The organism is Lysinibacillus contaminans (genome assembly GCF_001278945.1).
Lineage (GTDB): Bacteria > Bacillota > Bacilli > Bacillales_A > Planococcaceae > Lysinibacillus > Lysinibacillus contaminans.
In genome coordinates this window covers 153,046-174,124 of the sequence record NZ_LGRV01000001.1, presented here as the reverse complement: position 1 = coordinate 174,124, position 21,079 = coordinate 153,046, and the positions used below count along the sequence as shown (strand labels likewise).

Here is a 21,079-nt window from a genome sequence, read left to right as displayed (position 1 = left end):
GGATTTAGTTTCTATAGAAGAGCATCTACATTCACTTTATAGTGTCGATGAAAAATCATTTCACTTTTCGCTATGACAGGTTCAATAAGGATAAAGCCTTTATCCACTAAGTACTCTACAAAGACTTCTAAATCGACGGAGTAATTTACAAGTTCACTGTGATCATGAAGTTCCTGAATTGTCCAAGCTTCTTTTTTCTTCATTACTTCTATAATATGCCTTGCTCCATCTTGCGTACGTGAATGGATTAAAAACTCACTTGCTAAAAACAGCAACTCTAAGCGTTTTTCAATAGGTTCGTGACTCGTCACAAGTTCTTCATACAACTTATAGATGGCGGGTTCAATTTTCTTCACTTGTCCCCAAACCGTTACTTCCGGATATAAACCACTATCAATAATCGATAATCGACCTAAATGATGAAGCGAATCTACAACATGGTTATAAGCATCTAAATAACTACCCTTATCGAAATACTCTTTCCCTTCTAAATAACGACGAATCAGCTTTGAAAATTGAATACCTGTCTTGATTTTACGACCGTTGAACGGGAACTCCTGTAATTCAATTTTTAATTTATGAAGAAACTCATTGCGATCGAATAATATCTTACCGAAGAAAATCCAATCTACAACTTTTTTATTGGAGCCGATTAATAGCCATTTTCGTAATAATTTCTCTGTGACAGTATGTAAGGCTACCTTGTTATCTTCATATAGATAGTGTTTCGTAAAAACCGGAGTATCAGCTTCTTTTACGATTATTAATAAGACCGTATCAAATGTATCAGTAACATTACTTTTCTCCTCATGTTTTTCAACTAAAATAACACCTAGTGTATTTGGCTGACTAGCTCGTTCTTGATAAATCGGGCGCAAAACTTGCTCCATGTTCAGCCCTCCTTATATATTTTTCAATACAAATTATCATGTTTTAAATTTCGACATACTCTAAAAGAATCCTTCTTTTCATTTTTTTCTAATCTAAAATACTTTATCCTTATATGGTATAGTATTCTTTAGATTGGGAGGCAAGATGATATATGAAACCTTATAAAAGCAAAATCAATAAAATCCGTTCATTTGCATTAGCCTTAATCTTTATCGGCTTTATAGTTATGTACGGTGCTATTTTCTTTAAAGACAACCAATGGCTTGTGCTTATTTTCATGTCACTTGGTTTACTATGTATTTTAGGTAGCACAGCTGTGTATGGTTGGATTGGCTTATTATCGACGCGCGCTGTACAAGTAGAGTGCCCGAATTGCCACAAACATACGAAAGTTTTAGGTCGTGTGGATATGTGTATGTATTGCAATGAACCACTTACACTTGACCCTACACTAGAAGGCAAAGATTTCGATCAATCATACAACCAAAAGCAACATAACTAAAAAATTCCTAGCCCTCACCTGAGAGCTAGGAATTTTTATTGTACTTTTGAAGATACTTCTTTACACGTTGTACATGTACCATAGATTTCAAGACGATGTGAGTGAACATCATAACCAGTTACTTGCGATGCGAAATGCTCAATTTCATCGAGACCAGGATAATGGAAGTCTACGATTTTCCCACAGCACTCACAAATCATGTGATAGTGATCGTTAGTAACAAAATCAAAACGGCTCGAAGCATCTCCATAAGTAAGCTCTTTTACTAAACCAACTTCGCGGAATACGCGGAGGTTATTGTAGACGGTCGCTACACTCATATTCGGGAATTTCCCTTCAAGTGCTTTATAGATTTCATCCGCAGTTGGATGTGCCATTGATTGAATCAAATATTCCAAAATCGCATGACGCTGAGGAGTTATACGTACACCAGTTGTTTTTAACGTGTCAAGTGCATCTTGTAAATGCGTTGCAGACATCGCCATGCACCCCTTTTCATAAGTATTCTTAATTTATAATTGTTATAAATAGTGTATCGAATGGAAGCAACATCTGTCAACATTTGCCCATTCTTCTTATGAAAAATTGTAGCTTAATACCCTCTTGACAGGTCCATTACATTTTCTAGATCCCTTTCACCTTTCATCCATTTCTCAAGACTCGGCTTAAATATCTCTAAACTGCGCTCTACATAGCGGGCAGAATGGCTCGATACGTGTGGTGACACAATCACATTCGGCAGTGTCCATAAAGGATGATTGGCAGCAAGTGGCTCTTCTTCAAATACATCAAGTACTGTGTGGCCAATCTCACCATTTTCAATCGCCTGAATCAGAACATTCTCATCCACTAAGTTTCCACGTCCGAAATTCATGAAAATCGCATTGTTTTTCATCGCTTTAAAATGCGCTTCCTTCAATAAATGTGTTGTTTCAATTGTCTTCGGTAAAACAGAGATAACAATATCTGCTTTTGGCAAAGTATCTAAAAGCCCATCAAAGCTCACCATATCATCCATATATACGGCTTCTTTCCCAGTTCTATTGCAGCCAATTGTCTTAACACCAAAGGCTTGGAGTAAACGACCAACCTCACTACCAATCGCACCCGGCCCTAAAATAAGCGCAGTGCTATCACGTAATTCCGATTGCTTCGCTTTTTTCGACCACTCACTTTTCTTCTGTTGCTCGTACATCCACGGTAGTGCACGTTTAATGGCTAGGATATGAGCTAGAATTGACTCTGCCATTGGTGTTTTATGAATACCACGTACATTGGATACAACAATACCTCGGTCAATTATCGCTTGCGCTGGCATTTTTTCTACGCCCGCAGAAGCAACGAATATCCATTTGAGTTTTTTTGCATATTGAATATTATCGTTATCTAAATCCTCTCCATATGTAACAAGTACATCGGCCTTTTGTAGCTCTTCTATAGATAAAGCATTTTCAAACACAAAATCTACCTCTGGAAACTCTGCTACTAATGGATCCTTTAAGTCGGGTCTTGGTTCAAATGTAAAATAGATTCTCATTTTCCGGCCTCCTGTTCTGCTAAAAATGTATACACTTCTTCAATATGGTTTTTCACACGTACTTTACGCCACTGCTTTATGAGGTTACCTTCACCATCTATTAAAAATGTTGAACGTTCAATACCCATATATTCACGACCATACATTTTTTTCAGTACCCATACACCATAAGCTTCTGCCACCGCGTGATCCTCATCCACTAAAAGAGAAAAAGGCAAGCCATGCTTATCAATAAACTTCGTATGCTTTTTCGCATCATCTGGACTAACACCCAACACAACGGCATTTAAATGACTGAAATCTTCGTGCTTATCACGGAAATCACAAGCCTCTGTCGTACAGCCTGGTGTCATATCTTTTGGATAAAAATATAAAATTACATATTGACCAAGGTAATCCTTTAAATGTACTGTTTCTCCTTTTTCATTGACTAGCGAGAAATCTGGTGCTTTTTTTCCTTCTATTAAAGTCATAAAAAATCTCCTCCTCTGTATCTCTTATTTTACTCCAAGTAGCAAATCAAATCATATCCCTTATTTTTTTGGATTTCTTACTCTGTTAGGTCTACAATAGGTTATGTATAAATGAATTGGAGGCAATATTTATGAATCACTCAAAATCTGAAGCAGTACACGCAGAAGCACTTCAACACATCGTTGGTGGTGTGAATAGTCCTTCGCGTTCTTATAAGGCAGTTGGTGGTGGCTCACCTATTTCTATGGCGCGTGGGAAGGGCGCTTATTTATGGGATGTTGATGGCAATCGCTATATCGATTACTTAGCAGCATACGGACCTATCGTGACAGGTCACGGTCATCCACATATTGCAAAAGCTATTACAAATGCAGCTGAAAACGGTACATTGTTCGGGACACCGACTGAATATGAAGTGACTTTTGCCAAAATGCTAAAAGAAGCGATTCCTTCAATGGATAAAGTTCGCTTCAATAACTCTGGTACAGAAGCGGTTATGACTACAATCCGTGTCGCACGTGCTTACACTGGTCGTACAAAAATCATGAAATTCGCTGGCTGCTACCACGGTCATTTCGACTTAGTATTAGTGGCGGCTGGCTCTGGTCCTGCAACACTTGGTACGCCGGACTCAGCAGGTGTGACGACAGCTACTGCTGAAGAAGTGATTACTGTTCCTTTCAATGATCCAGAAGCATTCATGGCCGCAATGGATAAGTGGGGCGACCAACTTGCTGGGATTTTAATTGAGCCAATCGTTGGGAACTTCGGTATTGTGGAGCCCAAACCTGGTTTCTTAGAATTAGTACATGCTACTGCACAACAAAAAGGTGTACTGACAATTCATGATGAAGTAATTACAGCATTCCGCTTCCATTACGGAGCTGCACAGGACCTTCTTGGTTTAACACCAGACTTAACTGCACTTGGTAAAGTAATCGGTGGCGGTCTACCAATCGGCGCTTACGGTGGTCGTAAGGAAATTATGGATACAGTTGCACCACTTGGTCCAGCCTACCAAGCTGGTACAATGGCTGGTAACCCAGCTTCTATGCAAGCTGGTATTGCTTGTTTAGAAGTACTTGCTCGTCCTGGTGTGTATGATGAGATGGATCGTCTTGGTGCTATTTTAGAAGAAGGCATTTTAGCGGCGGCGAAAAAACACAACGTAACGATTACGTTAAATCGTTTAAAAGGTGCACTAACAATTTATTTTACAGACGTAAAAGTTGAAAACTATGAGCAAGCCGAAAACACTGACGGAGAAATTTTCGGACGCTTCTTTAAGCTAATGATTGAACAAGGCATTAACCTTGCACCATCTAAATACGAAGCGTGGTTCTTAACAACGGAGCATACGGAAGCAGATATTCGCGAAACAATCGAAGCTGTAGATTATGCATTTTCAAAACTTTAATGATTTTTATTGAGCGACTTTCCGTGGAGAGTCGCTCTTTTTCAAAGATAAGTGCTTATAAAGGAATCTATGCATTCGCAATGCATCAAAGGAACAGGTAGAATCCTTTTACTCATTTACTTCCACTCGCAACTTGTTGTAGAATTATGATTATTTCTTTGTGATGGGGGAATAAGGATACAGATGCACTTTTAAATATAGAATTTAAATCCATGTATTTTTTGACACTTCATTCTATACTGTATAGAATGTAACTTTAAAATAACTGACAGAAAGGACATCCATTTTCTATGAAATTAGGTGCCCGCGTATTTAAAACTGCTGTAGCTATTGTCTTTGCGCTTTTTATTGCTGAATTGTTGAAATTGCCTTCACCCGTATTCGCTGGAATTGCAGCTATTTTTGCGATTCAACCTTCAATTTATCGGTCTTATCAAACAATTATCGAACAATTACAGGCAAATATAATTGGCGCCACTGTCGCAGTTATATTCGGTTTACTGTTTGGTCATCATATGGTGGCGATTGGAATAGCCGTCGTGGTAACGATTGGGTTAATGTTGAAATTTAAACTTGAAAAATCCTTATCGATATCACTTGTAACCGTGGTGGCGATTATGGAGATTCAAGGGGATGACTTTCTTACCTTTGGCTTTATTCGTTTTTCAACGGTTTTAGTGGGGGTACTCGCAGCTTTTGTCATCAACCTATTTTTCTTACCACCCAAATACGAAGTGAAATTATTCCGTAAAATTCACTTTTTACAGGATGATATTATTCGTTGGACACGACTAGCTGTGCGCCAAGCTTCCGAGCATACATCTACTAAGGCGGCTGTAAGCAAATTTCAATCTCGCATGTCTCGTGTAGATATTCTCTATGAATTTTACAAAGAAGAACGTAGCTATTTTAAAAATAAAAAATACGAAAAAGCACGTAAACTTGTTATCTATCGTCAAATGATTACGACGTCGAAAAAAAGCTTAGAGTTACTCCAACGTCTGCATAAGCATGAGAATGAGATAGCTCACTTACCGACACAATTCCATTTAATGATTCAAGAACGTTTAGATTTCCTACTCACTTATCACGAGCAACTTTTACTGAAGTACACAGGAAAATTAAAGCCCGAGCATTCTGAATGGAGCAAACACATCGAGTATATTCAGCGCAATCAATTAATGGATATCTTCATTAAACAAGTGAAACTTGCACAAGATGAGGGAGACGTTGAGTTTTCAAGCTATCACTTGCTGTACATTTTATCGCGTATTTTGGATTACGAAGAAAATTTAGAGCATCTTGATATGTTGATTGTTTCGTTTCAAAACTATCACGGTCATGAAATAAATTTTGATATTGATGAAGAGTTTATTTAATGATTGAAACGACAAATTGGTTTAAGCCAGTTTGTCGTTTTTTCTTTCTATTAATATATTTGTAAATAAATTGCCAGTTAGATATAATTAACTTAAAATTCGGAATAATTAGGGGTGTTTATAGTGTATGGTGAATTTAAGTAAGATTGAATTAACAAAGAAAGGGCAATCCATAAATTTAACGAAATCTCAAACTCAAGGGATTGGTGAAATTCTCGTTAACCTAAACTGGAATCAACAACCTGCGAAACCTTCAAGTGGATTTTTATCTTCCCTTTTTGGTACTAAGTCTAATGGCGGTATTGATTTAGATTTAGGCTGTTTATATGAGTTAGCTGACGGAGAAAAAAGTTGCGTTCAGGCTCTTGGCAATGCATTCGGTAGTTTGAATTATCCCCCCTTTGTTGGATTAGATGGAGATGATCGCACAGGCATGGTAAGTGGAGGCGAAAACTTACGTATTAACGGGGATAAGGTAAGTGACATTAAGCGGGTCCTTGTGTATGCCTTTATATATGAAGGCGTAGCGAATTGGGCTGAAGCTGACGGTATCGTGACAATCAACTATGGGACAGGGCCAAGTATCGAAGTTCGGTTAAATGAACATCGGAATGGGAAAAACATGTGTGCCATTGCTATGATTGAAAATGTAAATAACGAAACATTTAAAGTTGAGCGCCTTGTTGAGTATTTTAATGGTCATAAAGATATGGACAAAGCCTATAAATGGGGACTCTCTTGGCGAACAGGTCAAAAATAAAAAATCCGACACCGTTTTAATATCTATCAGACGGTGTCGGATTTTTTACGTTTCACTTCGGAGTGCCAATAATTGTTGTTCTGTCTTCTTACGTTTTGCTGTTTGTTCGTCACGCAGCTGACGATAGGTTGTAATACCTGCAATGATGGTATCCCACATTTCTTCAAGTGTTTGTGTTTTTTCAGGTTGCTGCGCCATCGCCATACTTAATTGCACAGTATCACTGTTGACCCCGCCGAATTGCTTCATGCGGTTTTCAAAAGCGGTTGCTGACTCATTATGTAGCTGTTGACGTTTTTCATTGACTGCACTCATAAGACCTATTTTAAAGACTGGAATCGTCTTGACGAATGCTCCATTAATTTGTTCGATCAACTCGCTATTACCACTACGAATCATTTCAATCTGTGGTGCCGCTAAAATCGCAACCATGCGCGATTTCTCTAGCTCATCTATTTTCCCGGCGAGTGTTTCAGCAATCGCTTGTAAACTATTTAGCTCCATTCGAGCAATTTGATTGCCTGCTTCACTTTGCTTTTCATACATCGGTATTAACGTTGATGTCACTTCATCTAACTTCATCTCTGCTGCTACAATGTATTTTTCAAGCTCCATATAATACGTTAAATCCTCATGATACAGTCGTGCCAGCATTCGATTATCATTGGCTAGAGCCTTTTCCATTAGCACAAATTGATAATGAATTTTCTCAATGTCTCTACCTAAAACATTGTACTTATCAAATAAATCCTCTTTCTTTTTCGGCGCACGCTTAAACAACTTTCCGAAAAAGCTTTGTTGCTCAATAATCTCTTTTTTATCGAACTTCAGCATTAATGATTCTAACTGCTTTAATAATTCGCCAGATTCATTCACAGGGGATTTTGCCATCATATTTAAAATTTGGTCCGAGAAACGTGATAATTTCATCGCAGGTTCTTTACCTAATGCCATTAAATCCAGTTGATTTTTCACATTGATACGACTCGCGATTCGCTGCACTTCAGTACTTTGACGTAGTTGCAGTTTTGTTGCCTCTGCTGTTTCTGGAGTCAATTGATCAAGTGTGATCGGTACATTGGACATAATGCGCCTCCTTCCCTAGCCTTCAGAAAAAGCGGTTAAATAGTTTTTTTATTATTTTATCAGGCGCGGCCTTTTGCTGTTTGGGCTCTTCATATTGTAAATCAAACACCATATGCTCTAAACGATGAACATCGAACGTATCTTCTTGCAAATGTTTTTCTAAATCAAGCTTACCTGTAGGATTATAAAAGACAATATCAACACCAAAACGATTTAGAAATGCTAGTAGTGCAATGTCTTCACGCGATAATGCTGGTTGCTGAGGCCCTTGGTATAGTACAAGTTTCGGTACCTCTTGCGAGTAATCAAAGCTTTGTAATAAACGTAAGATTTCTTTAGGAATCATCGTCGTTTGCTTAAATAAGAAAAGTTGTAAATCATATAGTGATTCATTTGGCTGTTGTTTCAACATTGGTTGTTCACACGAAGTTTTGATCGTATGGGCAATTGCCTGCTGTAACTCTAGTGCCAACTCTCCGTATTGCCACCAATCACTTTGCACAATACGTTCTTCTGATAACTCTCCATTTACTAAGCAATGCTTATAGTGGAAGTGATAATTCGCTTTACTCGTTTTTGCATAAGGGAATTCTTGCACAAATACGGTTTGCGGGCTCGCTTGTAGTTTGTGCATATTTCGCCAATACTCTTCACGCTGACTCGATACACCGCTAATTTTCGCAAATATTACTGGTATCACAACTTCATTGCCGACTACTTCAAACTTTGGTCGGACCATCGCCTTTTCATTTGCATAAATAAAAATATCATCATACGTCATCCGTAACGTTAACGAACGTGGCATATAATCTTTAAATTGCCATGGTCGATACACACCCGATTGTTGGTCATGCATTAATTGCTCAAAATGTTGGCTTGAACGATAACCAACCGTTGCCTGACGATCACGGAGTTTATCGGGGAAAGGTTGTAATGTCGTTTTATTTGTATAAGAATGCGTTATGGAAAACATGTTTGTTAGATCCACTTCGGCAAATTCATCAACTGCAGCTGGATGAAAGATCAATACATCACAACCAAGCTCCATTAATAAGAGTAGGAAATAACGCTGACTAATCGTCGTTTCACCGTACCAAACAACTTTTGGGAAATCATCTGTTGGCTTCATCGTTTTCGTCCATTGTATCCAGTGGTTTTTTAGCCACTTCACCATATCAATTAAGAAGCGACGGAAATCATTCGTAAGTAATCCGAGTGATTGCTGATCGCGGAAGCGCTCCACAACTCGAATCGTTGCAAGCTGTAAATGTCGATTCATCGAAGCGTCATCATGCTTCGGAATAAGTTGGTGGCCATACATCATGGCGATTAGTCGATTGATAGACAAGCCCTTTGGCGTTTGTTGATGTTGGTCTAAAATACCTTGTAATGCCTGAAAATCATTTTTCTCAATATGTTTATTTAATTCTTCACTTAAAATATGGACACCTTGATGTTGTGCCAATGTAAATAATGAATTGAAATAATCATCTTCTTCTATTGGTACACCTAATACACGAACAGCGATGCGACTAAAAACTACACGTTTTTCTGTCACCTCATATAGTGCACGCATCTTTGGTGAGTCTTGGAACGCCTGTAGCCAATCATAAGGATCCCGCTCCAAAACAGATTCAATTGTGATTGTTTGCATACAAACGCCACCTCCTTACATCGTACTTACACAATGGGTTGTTTTGCAGCGAGTTGCAAAACATCTTCAAGTAAATTTTTCGTAAAGGCTTCACCACTATGAGCCGAATATATTGTATTGCCCAACACTGTTGGTTGCTTATCCTTTAAATCACCATGATCTGGTGTATAGCTTATATCGGCCATCGCGAGCATACCGTAGTCCATAATAGAATCCCCCGCTGCCACGTGCACATCGTATGTACAATGCTCTTTCAAATAAGCAATCGCCGCTTCTTTCGTTAACACTTTCGGTAGAAAATATAATTTCCTTCCTTGTAAAAGGACATACCAACCAAGTGCATCGAATTCCTGAATAATTGCCTGTACTTCCTCTTGGCGTATGATTTCCAAATCAACATAATAAACATAAAATAAATCATCAACATAAAATGTACGTTGTAGCCAAGTATCCGACTTCATCGACTCAAAACGACGTAACATATCGGCTTCTGGTATAGAGGAGTCTTCAATACGTTGACGTAAAGTTTTTGCCCATTTTTCACTCGGGCGGCCCTTTTCTAATATTGTACCTCCATTACTTGTAATTGCAAAAGTCGGACATAGCTCATTTATCAAATGAATTCGTTCATATTGATGTAATGCGCGTGTCGTGACAGGTACAAAAAATGTTTGTTCATGTACTTGATGTAGCAATTTTGTTGTTGTTTCTGTCATCATGCTCATCGCTTCACCATCTATTCGTTCTGCTACAACAGGTGTTGTTGCGGGTGGAAAATTATCCATCATACGCTTTGAATAGATAAGTGTACGGTCTAAATCAGATGTAAATAGTAGCATGTATTCTCTCCTCTATACTTCTTTTATTAAGCCGCAGCATGCATACGACATATTCGGATATTCTTCAACAGGTACATTTTTTTCCTTAGCTAATAATAATATGTGCTCGAGTTCGTTCGCGTATTTAGGATTAATTAGAATTTTCCACGGTATACGGCGCAGTAACACACGCGTTGTTTCCCCTACACCAGGCTTCACGAAATGAATATTTGCAATCCCTAACTCCCGTTGAATCGCTTCGACCGATTTCATGCCTTGCCAAGTAACAGGAGATTGTGGTTGCTTACTAATTTGCTGCTCTACTTCCTTTTTCACTTGTTCAAAATAAGCACTCACACGTTCAATGTACAAGTTCGATACATCTACGTCCTCTAGCTCTTTATAATATTTCGCCCCGTGGAAGTCATGTTCCTTCATAAACTGCAAATTCAATACTGTGCGACTCACTAGCCCCGACACTGTTGAATTTAAACAAGCAGACGGAATTAAAAAATCTTCACGCGTACCATAAATCGACGTACAGTGCCCTGGATCAGCTAATACAGCTAATGTCGCATCGAGTTGTTCCTCATTATTTACATTAAAGTGCTCACACGCTTGTTGCAATTCTTTTGTGATGGCACCCTTTCCTGTCCAACCATCTATAAATTGAATACGTGCTAACGGATGCTCTGCAAATATATACTGAATAGCTGTCTCGTCAATACCGCGGCCACGCAGTATCGAAATCGTGTAATGCGGCACTTGGACGTTGTAACGCATTTCGATGTAACGCTTAATCAAAATTCCAATCGGCGTGCCTGCTCTCGCTAAACTAACAAGCACTAAATGCTCTAACCCCTGACGCGCTACAATTTGTTCCGCTACAATCCCAACGGCTAGCGCAATACGTTTGGCATAGGCATCTAATGTTTTATAAAAAAGTGCCATATATGCTTCTGAAGGCTGATACTCGACGGGTAACATTTCAGAATAATGTGTCCCTGATTGGATGAGTTGTTCACGTTTTTCATTGTTTAATTCAAGTGAGACATTACTAATATCCCGTAGTAAAAAGACGACATCCTCAGGTGCATAACTCCCCATTTTATCGGGTTGCATTACTAGCCTCATAATTCACCCTCCAATTCATGCATACAAACCACATAAATTTCCGCTTCACTTACCAATCGAAGAGCTTCCACAACCCTCGCTACGACTGTCTTATCTGCTATACGTTCCACTACTAAAAAAAGTTCCGAGTATGGGTGACTTTGTACATTATATAGATAGTTCGCAACACCGTTATTTTCAGGGCTTTCAAACGCTATTTTCTCAGTAATTGTATAGCCTACATCCTCTGTACAATATATCGGGCTACGAGTTGTCGATTGAACATAAACGTCATCACCTAAATAACTAGCTATTTGCATCGGTACATACATAAACTCACCTGTTCCAATCACAAGTGCTGGACCACCCGTTCTCCATTTTTTCAACTCCCGGGCAATTCCCTTTAGTGTATTCTTTTGTTCCACATGCTGTTCAGTCGTCAACATAAATCTTCCCGTTGCTAGCATGTATGGCGCTTTATTTTCAATACCATTTTCAGCAATCGAGCGATAGTTTTTTTGTTCAATAGGTTCTTTTATCGATAACAGTGCCATATTTCGAGCCTCTTGTGTAGTTGCTTCCACTTGTTTGCCTGATAAAAGCGGCTCCCCACTGCAGCTAAATTGGCCACCCATAATTGCTATAAAATCGACCGATACATCCCACTTTTGTTCTAATTGCTTAAAGAATGCTTGCTGTTGTTCAGAACGCCAATCTAAAATGGATAACACCGTATAGTGTTTTACAAAAGGAAACTTCTTTCTCAACGTTTCGATCATATTCACTACCGTATTTCCTGTTGTAATCTCATCATCGATTAACACAATGCGCTTTGCTTGTAGCAATTTTTCAGGTTCTTCACTGTATACACGATGGCTCGTGGCATGTGAATGTTCTTCTTCAAACGTTATAAATGGTTCAATATCAGGTAGTTGTTCACGTGTTGTATGAATATATGTGGCCTTCGATTGAAACGCATTGAAAACTGCATGGCCTAGTGCTGTCGCTGTTTCTGCAAAACCTATAAACAATGTCTCCTCAGCCAAGTCCAAACCCATATCCTCCACTTGTTGTAAAACTACTGGTGCATTTTCATGTTGCTTTAGTGCCTGTACAACAGCAGGTAAAGATACAGCTTCCTCGCCAACAAGTTTCTGATTATACATCATTGCTAGCAATGTCCCTGTAAGCATTGGCACTTGTGGACGTACAGCTATATGCTTTCCAAGAATTGTACTGACAAATAAAAATCGCCTTTTTTTATTAATACGTGTTGCCATTTTAAACAAATCTGTTAATCCAAAATCATATGGATTGTCTACTATATCAATATCAATTTCATAGTTTTGAATAATTTTTAGTCGATTCTTCAGTTGCTTCATGCCCATTTCCCCCTACATCTGTGTGCAATAAAAGAGACGCGAAATCCATGGATTCGTTGTATACACCATATAAATGTGCTTGGTGCAATATTTGCTGTGCCCATCTCGTATGCGGCTTCATTTCATTCATTTTGTTTGCATAATGACTTTTTACCACACCTTTTTGCCCGTCATTATTTTCTATTATACTAACTGCATCTAAGTATTCCTCATAAGAAACCACATAGAGTGCGTGTACGACACGAATATGACTCGGATGGATAATCGTTTTGCCCAAAATTCCATTTTGCCTGTCCATTAGCACCTCTCTCATCAATCCATCTAAACAGTCATCTAACAATGCTTTACGCGCATTCAACGCTCCCTTTTCACTAAATGGTGTCGCTCTTAGTGCAGGCTTTAATACGCGCTGATTGTTGAAATATTCCCATACAGGCCCTGAAATAACAAAGCCATCTTCCTCACGGCCAAGCACATTTATAATATCTGCAATACAATCTCGAATAACAGCAATATCGTAAATAGTCGAGTCTACACGACGACGAATGCCATAGATTCCACAAAAATCAGTCGCGCCAATGCGTACATTTAATACGCGTGATCGATATTTGTTAAGCACTTCTTTAATGGCAAATAATGCGGTCATTCGAGATTCCTTATACAAAATGTCACGACTTTCTAAAATCGGCATGCCATATAAAGTTAGTTGATGCTGCTGAATCGTTTGCTCGAGCAATTCATAATAAGTAGCACCTTGTGTCGCTGTGAATTTTGGAAATACATAACCAGTTAATACTTCTTGTCTTTTGCCCAATGTGTTAGTTAAAAATGCAAATTGCTCCACACTTCGAACACGAATAAATATTAGTGGCAAATTTTGTAGCTCAATTTGTTTATTCTCATACAGTGTAAACAGTTTACTAATATCCTCAACTAACTTTGCTTCACATGTTACCAACTCTGCATCTCCAACAGCATCCTCTAAATCAATGACAAATGACGTCAACTCTTTGTATTTATGTGATTGCACCATTTCAATAATGTTAGGCATCGATGCCGGCATATACAACGTCGCACCTAATGCATACGCTAAAATATCCGGTGCATCCCATTTTGTAAAAGGCTGCGGTTTTTTATAAAAGATTGTTTCTGTTTCAGCTAAAAAATGTTGCATCTAATCCTCTCCTCAGTAAAAGAATGACCTTTATGAAAAAAAGACACTGTATCAGCCTGTTTTACCCAGACCAATACAGTGCCTTTGTTATGCTACTTTTCTCTTATTCATCTTATGCACAACAAATGTAAGCAAGAATGCAACGATTAAAATGACAAAGAAAATTTCATGTGATATATGGAAGCCGAAAACGCCAGCAAACATTTTAAACGCAATAATGGCAATTAAAATAAACGCCGTTGTTTCAAGTTCCGGTACTCGCTCAATTAACGTCAGGAATACACCAGCGATTGTACGCATCATGATTATTCCTAACATCCCACCTAATAATAGCACCCATACTTGGTCTGAAATCGCAAAAGCTGCCAGTATTGAATCCACTGAAAAGGCGATATCCATTAATTCTACTGAGATAACTGTTGCCCAGAAAGTACCGAATACACGGACCATCCATCCACTCTTCTTAAACTCTTTTGCTTCGTCCTCATTGCCGCCTCTATTTCTAAAGTGCAAGATGACAAGCCAAAATAAATAAGTAGCACCTATAATTTTAACCATCGAGAACTTTACAAGGTATACACCGATACCTATGAAGATAAATCGGAAGAAGTAAGCACCGAACATCCCATACATCAAAGCTCTTTTTCGCTGTTTTGGTGGAAGATGTTTTACAAGTACCGCTAATACTAATGCATTATCCGCAGATAGAAGCCCCTCCATAATAACTAACGACAGAATAAGTCCCCATGATACCGGATCCGTTAAAACTTCTCCCCACATCTGCCAGTTAAAAAACTGCGCATATGTATTTAGTATCTCATTAACTATGTCCAAACGAGCTCCCCCATCATTTGAAAAATGCCTTTAATTTATTGCAAGCCGTAAGCATTTACTAAAGCACCAAGTCCACCTTGATAGCCCGAACCTACTGCAGCGAATTTCCACTCGCCATTGTGACGGTATAGCTCACAAAATACAACAGCCGTTTCAATGCTGAAATCCTCACCTAAATCATATCGAAGGACTTCTGAACCTGTATCTTCGTTCGTTAACCGAACATACGCGTTCAACACTTGCCCGAAATTTTGACGACGACCTTCTCCATCATAAATCGTCACTGTTACAACTACCTTTTCAATTTGAGGAGATACTTGTTTTAGGTTCACAAGAATTTTTTCATCATCCCCATCTCCATCACCCGTACGGTTATCGCCCGTATGTTCGACAGATTGGTCTGAACTTTTTAAATTATTGTAGAAGATAAAGTCTTGCTCATTGCGGCATTTTCCAGACGCATCTAGTAAAAATACAGATGCATCTAAGTCAAAGTCATTACCGCCATCGAATTGTTTAACATCCCAGCCTAAACCAATACCTATATTATTTAAGCCTGGATCTTGCTTCATTAAATCAATGCGTTGCCCTTTACTCAACTGAATACCCATTAGAAAATCTCCCTTCCCTGTGAAAAGATACAGTGTTAGTTTACATTTAAGCCGTAATCATTACATAGAGCAGCTAACCCACCTTGGAAACCTGCACCAATTGCATTGAATTTCCATTCGCCGTTATGACGGTATAATTCTCCCACGACAACAGCCGTTTCAATGCTGAAATCCTCGCCTAAATCATAGCGAATTACTTCTTCGTTTGTAGCTGCATTGACAATACGAATGAATGCATTCGTTACCATACCGAAGTTTTGGTTACGCGCCTCTGCATCATGAATTGTTACAGTGAATGCTATACGCTGAATATGTGCAGGTACTTCTGTTAACGCTACTTTTACGATTTCATCATCGCCAGCACCATCACCAGTTAAGTTGTCACCAGAGTGTTCTACTGAACCATTACCACCGATTGTATTGTTATAGAAGATAAAATCATTTTGATCTGCTACTTTTCCTGTATCAGCAAGCAAAAAGATAGAAGAATCTAAATCGAAATCATTTCCTCCATCATATTTGTTTGTATCCCAGCCTAAACCTACAATTACGTTTGTTAACCCTGGATTCGTTTTTGTTAAATCAACCTTTTGACCTTTTTGTAATGAAATACCCATTATTATATTCCTCCTAGTTAGTAATTATTAATTATTGATATCTTCGAGCTACGTCGCCAAGTTTCATGTCATTCGTACCGTTACCAACAGCAGCAAATTTCCACTCATTACCATGTCGATAAATTTCGCCACAGACTAACGTCGTTAAGTCCGAATAGTTATCAGTTAAATTATAGCGGATTAGTTCGTTACCTGTCTTGTCATCGTACACACGAATATATGCATTTTGAATCATCCCGAAGTGTTGTTTACGTCCAGCTGCATCATAAATATTTACGACGAAAACAAGTTTATTGAACTGTGCAGGCACTGCTCCTAACTCAATTGTAATAACTTCATCGTCACCATCGCCATCACCTGTTCTATTATCACCAGAATGCTGCACTGAACTACATTTACTTTTTAATTTTCCGAAATAAACAATGTCATCTCCCGCAACAAGCTTGTCTTCTTGTAGCATTAGTACTGAAGCATCACAGTCGACATCTTTACCGCCGCCTGCTCCGCTTCCACCAGAAAATAAACCACCTAAGAAACCGCCACTTTTTGCTTGGCCGACTGGATCCCAGCCTAGACCGACTTTGATTTTATTTAAACCTGCGTTGCCTTTTGTCAAATCGACACGTTGCCCTTTTTGTAAATTAATACCCAATATTACCATCCTCCTATAAAATGAATACGCTTTCAGCTGAATAATATTACATCCGTTAGTAATCCGTAAAAATGAAGATAGACATAATCACTTATTCCCATCTTAGTAAAACTTCTTCTACTCGCTACTCAATTAACAATAGGAAACTTATAATATTTCGAAACAAAATTAATTATTCCAGCTTTATCTTAAGTCTAAAATAATATAACAAAAAATACAATCAATGGACCCGCAAACTCAAATTAAATTATATTATATTCCACATAACATTCACTTTTAATTAGTACATAAAAAGAAACCTTCTAACTTTATAAAGTAGAAGGTTATTTACTTATTACCCTAACTTTTCATTTTCGGGTCAAGGGCATCACGTAGTCCGTCACCCATTAAGTTAAAACCGAGCACTGTTAGCATAATTGCTAACCCCGGGAAGATCATCGTCCATGGTGCTTTCAGTAAATAAATACGAGCATCCGCTAGCATTTTGCCCCATTCCGGTGCTGGCGCTTGAGCTCCAAGCCCTAGGAAACCAAGTGCTGCCGCTTCAATAATGGCTGTCGCAATCGCAAGTGTACCTTGCACAATGATTGGCGTCATTGAGTTTGGCAAAATATGCGAGAACAGAATACGTATATCACGCATTCCAATGGCCTTCGCAGCTACAATATATTCTTCTTCTTTTACGCTCAATACCTTTGAGCGTATCAATCGACCGAAGTTCGGCACATTAATAATCGCGATAGCAATTAATGCATTTTGTAGTGATGGACCAAGTACAGCTACTACTGCTATAGCGAGTAAAATACTTGGAAATGCCAACATAATATCAAATAGACGTGAAATGATTGTATCGATCCATTTGCCATAGTAGCCAGCCACAATTCCTAGTACACTACCAACAATCGCTGATAGAATAACTGAGAAAAGACCCACCCAAAGCGAAATACGGGCACCGTGCACTACACGAGAGAAAATATCTCGTCCAAAATCATCCGTTCCAAACCAATGCTGGCCTGAAGGTGCTAAAAGCCGCTTCGTAAAATCTTGTTCATTAACGCCTTGCGGGGCAATGTTCGGACCATATACTGCAAGTACAATGAAAAACAATACAATACCTGCACCTATTAGGGAGATTTTGCTTTTTTTAAAGCTACGCCATCCTTCTCTCCAAGGACCCGCCGCACGATTTTGTACTGCATCTTTTTTTAAATCTATTACTTCAGCCATAATCGCATCTCCCTCCTACTTATATTTAATCCGCGGATCAATCACCGTATACAATAAATCCACAATTAAGTTAATCATAATGAAAATAAAAGCAATGACTAAAATACCTGATTGAATAACTGGATAATCACGGAAGCCAATCGCTTCGTAAATATAGCGGCCAATACCAGGCCAACTGAAGATGGTTTCTGTTAAAATTGCACCGCCTAGTAGTAAGCCAGTTTGTAAACCGATAATCGTTAACACAGGAATGATTGCATTTTTCAAAGCATGCTTATATACAACGACAAACATTTTTTGTCCCTTGGCGCGAGCTGTACGTACATAATCTGAACGCATTACTTCTAGCATAGATGAACGTGTCATACGTGCAATTATCGCCATTGGGATTGTGGCAAGTGCCATTCCAGGTAACACTAAGCGTTTTAACACTTCGGTAAATTGATCGAAGCGGCCTTGAATGAGCGTATCAATCAAATAAAAATGTGTAATAGGGGTGATTGGATCTCTCACATTTTCTCTCCCAGACGACGGGAACCAATCAAGCTTAACGCTAAACGCCCACTGCTCCATTAATCCTAGCCAGAATACCGGTACAGAAACGCCAATAAGTGCAATAACCATCGCCGTATAATCAAACCATGAATTTTGGAACCACGCTGAAATAATTCCTGCATTTACGCCTATGATCACAGCAATAATCATCGCAAATAAAGCAAGCTCTGCAGTTGCAGCTAAATACGGGAAAATTTCCTCTGATACAGGTAACTTCGTCCGTAACGATACACCTAAATCTCCCTGTAGAACTCCGCCTAAGTATCTGAAATATTGGGTAAACCATGGTTGATCTAATCCTAAACTTGCGTTCAATGCTTCGACCGCTTCTTTCGTTGCCTGCTGCCCTAAAATAACTTGTGCAGGATTACCAGGTATCGCCCGAATTAGCATAAAAACGATAAAAGACATTCCAAGCAAAACTGGGATTAATTGTAGTAAACGTCTTCCCATATAGTGAAGCATGTTGTTCACCTCTCTATTATTTTCATATTGTACTTTTACTAAGAAAAGCATTGATGTCTATTCACATACTGTAGAAAGGGGTAGCCTTCACTAAACGGTAACCGTTTACGTGATTGTTCTTTCATACAGAAAAACAGGTTGTGACAATCATAATTGTCACAACCCGTTTCTACAGCATTAGGCAAATTCGCCAGCTGCAAAAGCTTGTTATGTCACTATGAAGTCAGTGACACTTACTAAATTCTATACAATGAATTTGCGCCCAAAGGCTTTATCTTCATTTGAACTTACTTAAAATAAACTGCATCTAAACGGTCAGAACCTGTTGGATGTGCAATGTAATTTTGTAACTCTGCACCTGCTGCTAAAATTGGAGTTGAGTGTGCTAGCGGAACCCACGGTGCATCCGCAAAGACAATTTCTTGTGCTTGTTTGTAAAGAGCATTACGTTTTTCTTCATCGATTTCAGTTTGTGCAGCTACAAGCAATTTGTGTAATTCTTGGTTGTCATAGAACGTATAGTTATTAGAACCGATATTATCCCCGTCTAATAATGCATAAATGAAATTGTCTGCGTCCCCATTATCACCTGTCCACCCAAGTAAGAACGCATCTGCTTCCCCTTTTTCAGCTTTATCTAAATAAGTAGCCCATTCATACGATACAATTTTTGATGGCATACCAACATCTGCTAAATTCTTTTGAATTGCTTCAGCTATTTTTTGACCATCTGGCATGTACGGACGTGGTACAGGCATAGCCCATAGTTCGATTTCTTTTCCATCATAGCCTGCTTCAGCTAGTAAAGCTTTTGCTTTTTCAGGATCGTATTCATAACCTGGGATATCATCATTGTAACCAGAGATTACTGGAGGCATTGGATTTTTCGCAGGCTGAGCTAATCCTTCGTAGAATGCATCTACTAACGTTTGCTTATCAATTGCATGATTCACTGCTTGACGTACTTTAACGTTATCAAACGGTGCCCGTGTAGCTGTTAAACCTAGGTAACCAACGTTCATAGATGGACGTTCGATTAATTGTAATTTATCATTTGATTCAATCGATGTTTTATCAGATGGACTTAAGCCATCCGCTACATCAATTTCACCTGCGTTCAGTGCGGTTAAGCGAGCAGAGTTTTCTGGAATAGAACGATAGATTACTTTCTCTAACTTCGGTAAACCATCGATATAATAATCTGGATTTTTCTCGATTGTAATAGAAGCAGTACGCTTCCAATCAACAAATTTGAATGGACCTGTCCCTACTGGATTAGTAGATAATCCTTCTTCATTCGCTTCAAATGCTGTTGGTGATGCGATTGCAAATGGCGACATCGCTAAATTTTTCAAGAATGGTGCTTGTGGTTGGCTAAGCTTAAAGACCACAGTATTATCACCTTCAGCTGTTACTGATTCGATGACTTGCGTATCACCAACTACAAATTGAGTGCTATAGTAAGGATGTTTTTCTCCCCCAGCCTTCCAACGCTCAAAGTTTTTCACAACCGCTTCTGCATTAAAATCAGTGCCATCATGGAATTTCACACCTTCTTGTAATTGGAAAGTGTATGTTAAACCGTCTTCTGATGGCTCCCAAGATTTCGCTAACCCTGGATTAATTGTTACATCTTGCTCACCAAAGTTAACAAGTGTTTCATATAAATTAGCCGTTACAGTAAATGATTCACCATCAGTTACTACAGCTGGGTCAAGTGCTACTGAGTCACCGCCACGGCCATATACTAATTCTGTTTTCCCACTACTGCTAGCAGTGTCGCCACCAGTTGAAGCATCTTTAGAACCTGAATCCTTGTTATCTGAGGCTCCACAAGCAGCTAAGATTGTCGAGAGAACAAGGATAAGCATTACGCCTAATGACCAAAACTTCTTTTTCTTCATTCAATTTCCCCCTAAATGTTTTATATC

Annotated in this window: 21 protein-coding genes; 4 read left to right on the top strand and 17 right to left on the bottom strand. The window is 38.8% G+C overall.

All coding sequences use genetic code 11. From position 1 onward, the window contains the following. Positions 1-11 precede the first annotated feature (11 nt). Complete coding sequence (locus tag AEA09_RS00810) at positions 12-890, bottom strand: nucleotidyltransferase-like protein (protein WP_053582044.1); 879 nt, start codon at positions 888-890, stop codon at positions 12-14. 152 nt (positions 891-1,042) lie between these two features. On the opposite strand from AEA09_RS00810, the gene AEA09_RS00805 reads away from it, so the two are divergent. Next, positions 1,043-1,393 carry a YgzB family protein gene (locus AEA09_RS00805; protein ID WP_053582043.1) on the top strand — a complete coding sequence of 117 codons (351 nt, stop codon included), beginning with the start codon at positions 1,043-1,045 and terminating at the stop codon, positions 1,391-1,393. 35 nt (positions 1,394-1,428) lie between these two features. Here the strand turns inward: AEA09_RS00805 and perR are convergent, their stop codons facing one another. The 3 genes from perR to bcp all read right to left on the bottom strand — a co-directional run bounded on the left by perR (position 1,429) and on the right by bcp (position 3,403). After that, positions 1,429-1,872, bottom strand: coding sequence for a peroxide-responsive transcriptional repressor PerR (perR, locus tag AEA09_RS00800; protein ID WP_053582042.1), 444 nt, complete (start codon positions 1,870-1,872; stop codon positions 1,429-1,431). 113 nt (positions 1,873-1,985) lie between these two features. Further along, the gene (locus AEA09_RS00795; RefSeq protein ID WP_053582041.1) at positions 1,986-2,930 is read right to left on the bottom strand and encodes a D-2-hydroxyacid dehydrogenase; all 945 of its coding nucleotides are present in this window, start codon (positions 2,928-2,930) and stop codon (positions 1,986-1,988) included. After that, the gene (gene bcp / locus AEA09_RS00790) at positions 2,927-3,403 is read right to left on the bottom strand and encodes a thioredoxin-dependent thiol peroxidase (RefSeq protein WP_053582040.1); all 477 of its coding nucleotides are present in this window, start codon (positions 3,401-3,403) and stop codon (positions 2,927-2,929) included. Before bcp ends, AEA09_RS00795 begins: the two co-directional genes overlap by 4 nt. A 131-nt stretch (positions 3,404-3,534) precedes the next feature. Here bcp and AEA09_RS00785 point away from each other — a divergent pair, with 131 nt between their 5' ends. From AEA09_RS00785 to AEA09_RS00775, 3 genes are all read left to right on the top strand, one after another. Then, on the top strand, positions 3,535-4,821 hold the full coding sequence (locus tag AEA09_RS00785) for a glutamate-1-semialdehyde 2,1-aminomutase (protein WP_053582039.1): 1,287 nt from the start codon (positions 3,535-3,537) through the stop codon (positions 4,819-4,821). A gap of 290 nt (positions 4,822-5,111) precedes the next feature. Further along, positions 5,112-6,200, top strand: coding sequence for an FUSC family protein (locus tag AEA09_RS00780; RefSeq protein ID WP_053582038.1), 1,089 nt, complete (start codon positions 5,112-5,114; stop codon positions 6,198-6,200). A 127-nt stretch (positions 6,201-6,327) separates the two neighbouring features. Beyond that, the gene (locus AEA09_RS00775) at positions 6,328-6,960 is read left to right on the top strand and encodes a TerD family protein (protein ID WP_053582037.1); all 633 of its coding nucleotides are present in this window, start codon (positions 6,328-6,330) and stop codon (positions 6,958-6,960) included. Positions 6,961-7,005: 45 nt separating this feature from the next. Here AEA09_RS00775 and AEA09_RS00770 read toward each other — a convergent pair whose 3' ends face one another. From AEA09_RS00770 to AEA09_RS00710, 13 genes are all read right to left on the bottom strand, one after another. Beyond that, a complete protein-coding gene (locus AEA09_RS00770) occupies positions 7,006-8,046 on the bottom strand; it encodes a toxic anion resistance protein (protein ID WP_053582036.1) in 1,041 nt (346 codons plus the stop codon). A 22-nt stretch (positions 8,047-8,068) separates the two neighbouring features. Continuing rightward, positions 8,069-9,700, bottom strand: coding sequence for a YceG family protein (locus AEA09_RS00765; RefSeq protein ID WP_053582035.1), 1,632 nt, complete (start codon positions 9,698-9,700; stop codon positions 8,069-8,071). A gap of 26 nt (positions 9,701-9,726) precedes the next feature. Next, the gene (locus AEA09_RS00760; protein WP_053582034.1) at positions 9,727-10,539 is read right to left on the bottom strand and encodes an HAD family hydrolase; all 813 of its coding nucleotides are present in this window, start codon (positions 10,537-10,539) and stop codon (positions 9,727-9,729) included. A 12-nt stretch (positions 10,540-10,551) separates the two neighbouring features. Beyond that, positions 10,552-11,652: a cysteine protease StiP family protein gene (locus AEA09_RS00755; RefSeq protein ID WP_053582033.1), complete on the bottom strand. Its 1,101-nt coding sequence runs from the start codon at positions 11,650-11,652 to the stop codon at positions 10,552-10,554. Then, complete coding sequence (locus AEA09_RS00750; protein WP_053582032.1) at positions 11,649-13,013, bottom strand: phosphoribosyltransferase family protein; 1,365 nt, start codon at positions 13,011-13,013, stop codon at positions 11,649-11,651. The genes AEA09_RS00755 and AEA09_RS00750 overlap by 4 nt, the downstream gene beginning before the upstream one ends. Next, positions 12,970-14,187 carry an HpcH/HpaI aldolase/citrate lyase family protein gene (locus AEA09_RS00745; RefSeq protein ID WP_053582031.1) on the bottom strand — a complete coding sequence of 406 codons (1,218 nt, stop codon included), beginning with the start codon at positions 14,185-14,187 and terminating at the stop codon, positions 12,970-12,972. Before AEA09_RS00745 ends, AEA09_RS00750 begins: the two co-directional genes overlap by 44 nt. A gap of 87 nt (positions 14,188-14,274) precedes the next feature. After that, positions 14,275-15,021: a TerC family protein gene (locus tag AEA09_RS00740; protein ID WP_053582030.1), complete on the bottom strand. Its 747-nt coding sequence runs from the start codon at positions 15,019-15,021 to the stop codon at positions 14,275-14,277. A 35-nt stretch (positions 15,022-15,056) separates the two neighbouring features. Then, complete coding sequence (locus AEA09_RS00735; protein WP_053582029.1) at positions 15,057-15,632, bottom strand: TerD family protein; 576 nt, start codon at positions 15,630-15,632, stop codon at positions 15,057-15,059. Positions 15,633-15,667: 35 nt separating this feature from the next. Further along, positions 15,668-16,249, bottom strand: a complete 582-nt coding sequence (locus AEA09_RS00730; protein ID WP_053582028.1) for a TerD family protein — start codon at positions 16,247-16,249, stop codon at positions 15,668-15,670. A gap of 31 nt (positions 16,250-16,280) precedes the next feature. After that, positions 16,281-16,901 (bottom strand): TerD family protein, encoded by a 621-nt coding sequence (locus AEA09_RS00725; protein WP_053582027.1) that lies wholly within the window; start codon positions 16,899-16,901, stop codon positions 16,281-16,283. 339 nt (positions 16,902-17,240) lie between these two features. Then, positions 17,241-18,128, bottom strand: a complete 888-nt coding sequence (locus AEA09_RS00720; RefSeq protein WP_053582026.1) for an ABC transporter permease — start codon at positions 18,126-18,128, stop codon at positions 17,241-17,243. A 15-nt stretch (positions 18,129-18,143) separates the two neighbouring features. Continuing rightward, positions 18,144-19,148: an ABC transporter permease gene (locus AEA09_RS00715; RefSeq protein ID WP_053582025.1), complete on the bottom strand. Its 1,005-nt coding sequence runs from the start codon at positions 19,146-19,148 to the stop codon at positions 18,144-18,146. Positions 19,149-19,435: 287 nt separating this feature from the next. Next, positions 19,436-21,052: an ABC transporter substrate-binding protein gene (locus AEA09_RS00710; RefSeq protein ID WP_053582024.1), complete on the bottom strand. Its 1,617-nt coding sequence runs from the start codon at positions 21,050-21,052 to the stop codon at positions 19,436-19,438. Positions 21,053-21,079 lie beyond the last annotated feature (27 nt).

What these genes read in the sequence shown, in the direction of transcription:
- AEA09_RS00810 (WP_053582044.1), bottom strand. Translation starts at nt 890, where the DNA reads ATGGAGCAAGTTTTGCGCCCGATTTATCAAGAACGAGCTAGTCAGCCA.
- AEA09_RS00805 (WP_053582043.1), top strand. Translation starts at nt 1,043, where the DNA reads ATGAAACCTTATAAAAGCAAAATCAATAAAATCCGTTCATTTGCATTA.
- perR (WP_053582042.1), bottom strand. Translation starts at nt 1,872, where the DNA reads ATGTCTGCAACGCATTTACAAGATGCACTTGACACGTTAAAAACAACT.
- AEA09_RS00795 (WP_053582041.1), bottom strand. Translation starts at nt 2,930, where the DNA reads ATGAGAATCTATTTTACATTTGAACCAAGACCCGACTTAAAGGATCCA.
- bcp (WP_053582040.1), bottom strand. Translation starts at nt 3,403, where the DNA reads ATGACTTTAATAGAAGGAAAAAAAGCACCAGATTTCTCGCTAGTCAAT.
- AEA09_RS00785 (WP_053582039.1), top strand. Translation starts at nt 3,535, where the DNA reads ATGAATCACTCAAAATCTGAAGCAGTACACGCAGAAGCACTTCAACAC.
- AEA09_RS00780 (WP_053582038.1), top strand. Translation starts at nt 5,112, where the DNA reads ATGAAATTAGGTGCCCGCGTATTTAAAACTGCTGTAGCTATTGTCTTT.
- AEA09_RS00775 (WP_053582037.1), top strand. Translation starts at nt 6,328, where the DNA reads ATGGTGAATTTAAGTAAGATTGAATTAACAAAGAAAGGGCAATCCATA.
- AEA09_RS00770 (WP_053582036.1), bottom strand. Translation starts at nt 8,046, where the DNA reads ATGTCCAATGTACCGATCACACTTGATCAATTGACTCCAGAAACAGCA.
- AEA09_RS00765 (WP_053582035.1), bottom strand. Translation starts at nt 9,700, where the DNA reads ATGCAAACAATCACAATTGAATCTGTTTTGGAGCGGGATCCTTATGAT.
- AEA09_RS00760 (WP_053582034.1), bottom strand. Translation starts at nt 10,539, where the DNA reads ATGCTACTATTTACATCTGATTTAGACCGTACACTTATCTATTCAAAG.
- AEA09_RS00755 (WP_053582033.1), bottom strand. Translation starts at nt 11,652, where the DNA reads ATGAGGCTAGTAATGCAACCCGATAAAATGGGGAGTTATGCACCTGAG.
- AEA09_RS00750 (WP_053582032.1), bottom strand. Translation starts at nt 13,013, where the DNA reads ATGAAGCAACTGAAGAATCGACTAAAAATTATTCAAAACTATGAAATT.
- AEA09_RS00745 (WP_053582031.1), bottom strand. Translation starts at nt 14,187, where the DNA reads ATGCAACATTTTTTAGCTGAAACAGAAACAATCTTTTATAAAAAACCG.
- AEA09_RS00735 (WP_053582029.1), bottom strand. Translation starts at nt 15,632, where the DNA reads ATGGGTATTCAGTTGAGTAAAGGGCAACGCATTGATTTAATGAAGCAA.
- AEA09_RS00730 (WP_053582028.1), bottom strand. Translation starts at nt 16,249, where the DNA reads ATGGGTATTTCATTACAAAAAGGTCAAAAGGTTGATTTAACAAAAACG.
- AEA09_RS00720 (WP_053582026.1), bottom strand. Translation starts at nt 18,128, where the DNA reads ATGGCTGAAGTAATAGATTTAAAAAAAGATGCAGTACAAAATCGTGCG.
- AEA09_RS00715 (WP_053582025.1), bottom strand. Translation starts at nt 19,148, where the DNA reads ATGCTTCACTATATGGGAAGACGTTTACTACAATTAATCCCAGTTTTG.
- AEA09_RS00710 (WP_053582024.1), bottom strand. Translation starts at nt 21,052, where the DNA reads ATGAAGAAAAAGAAGTTTTGGTCATTAGGCGTAATGCTTATCCTTGTT.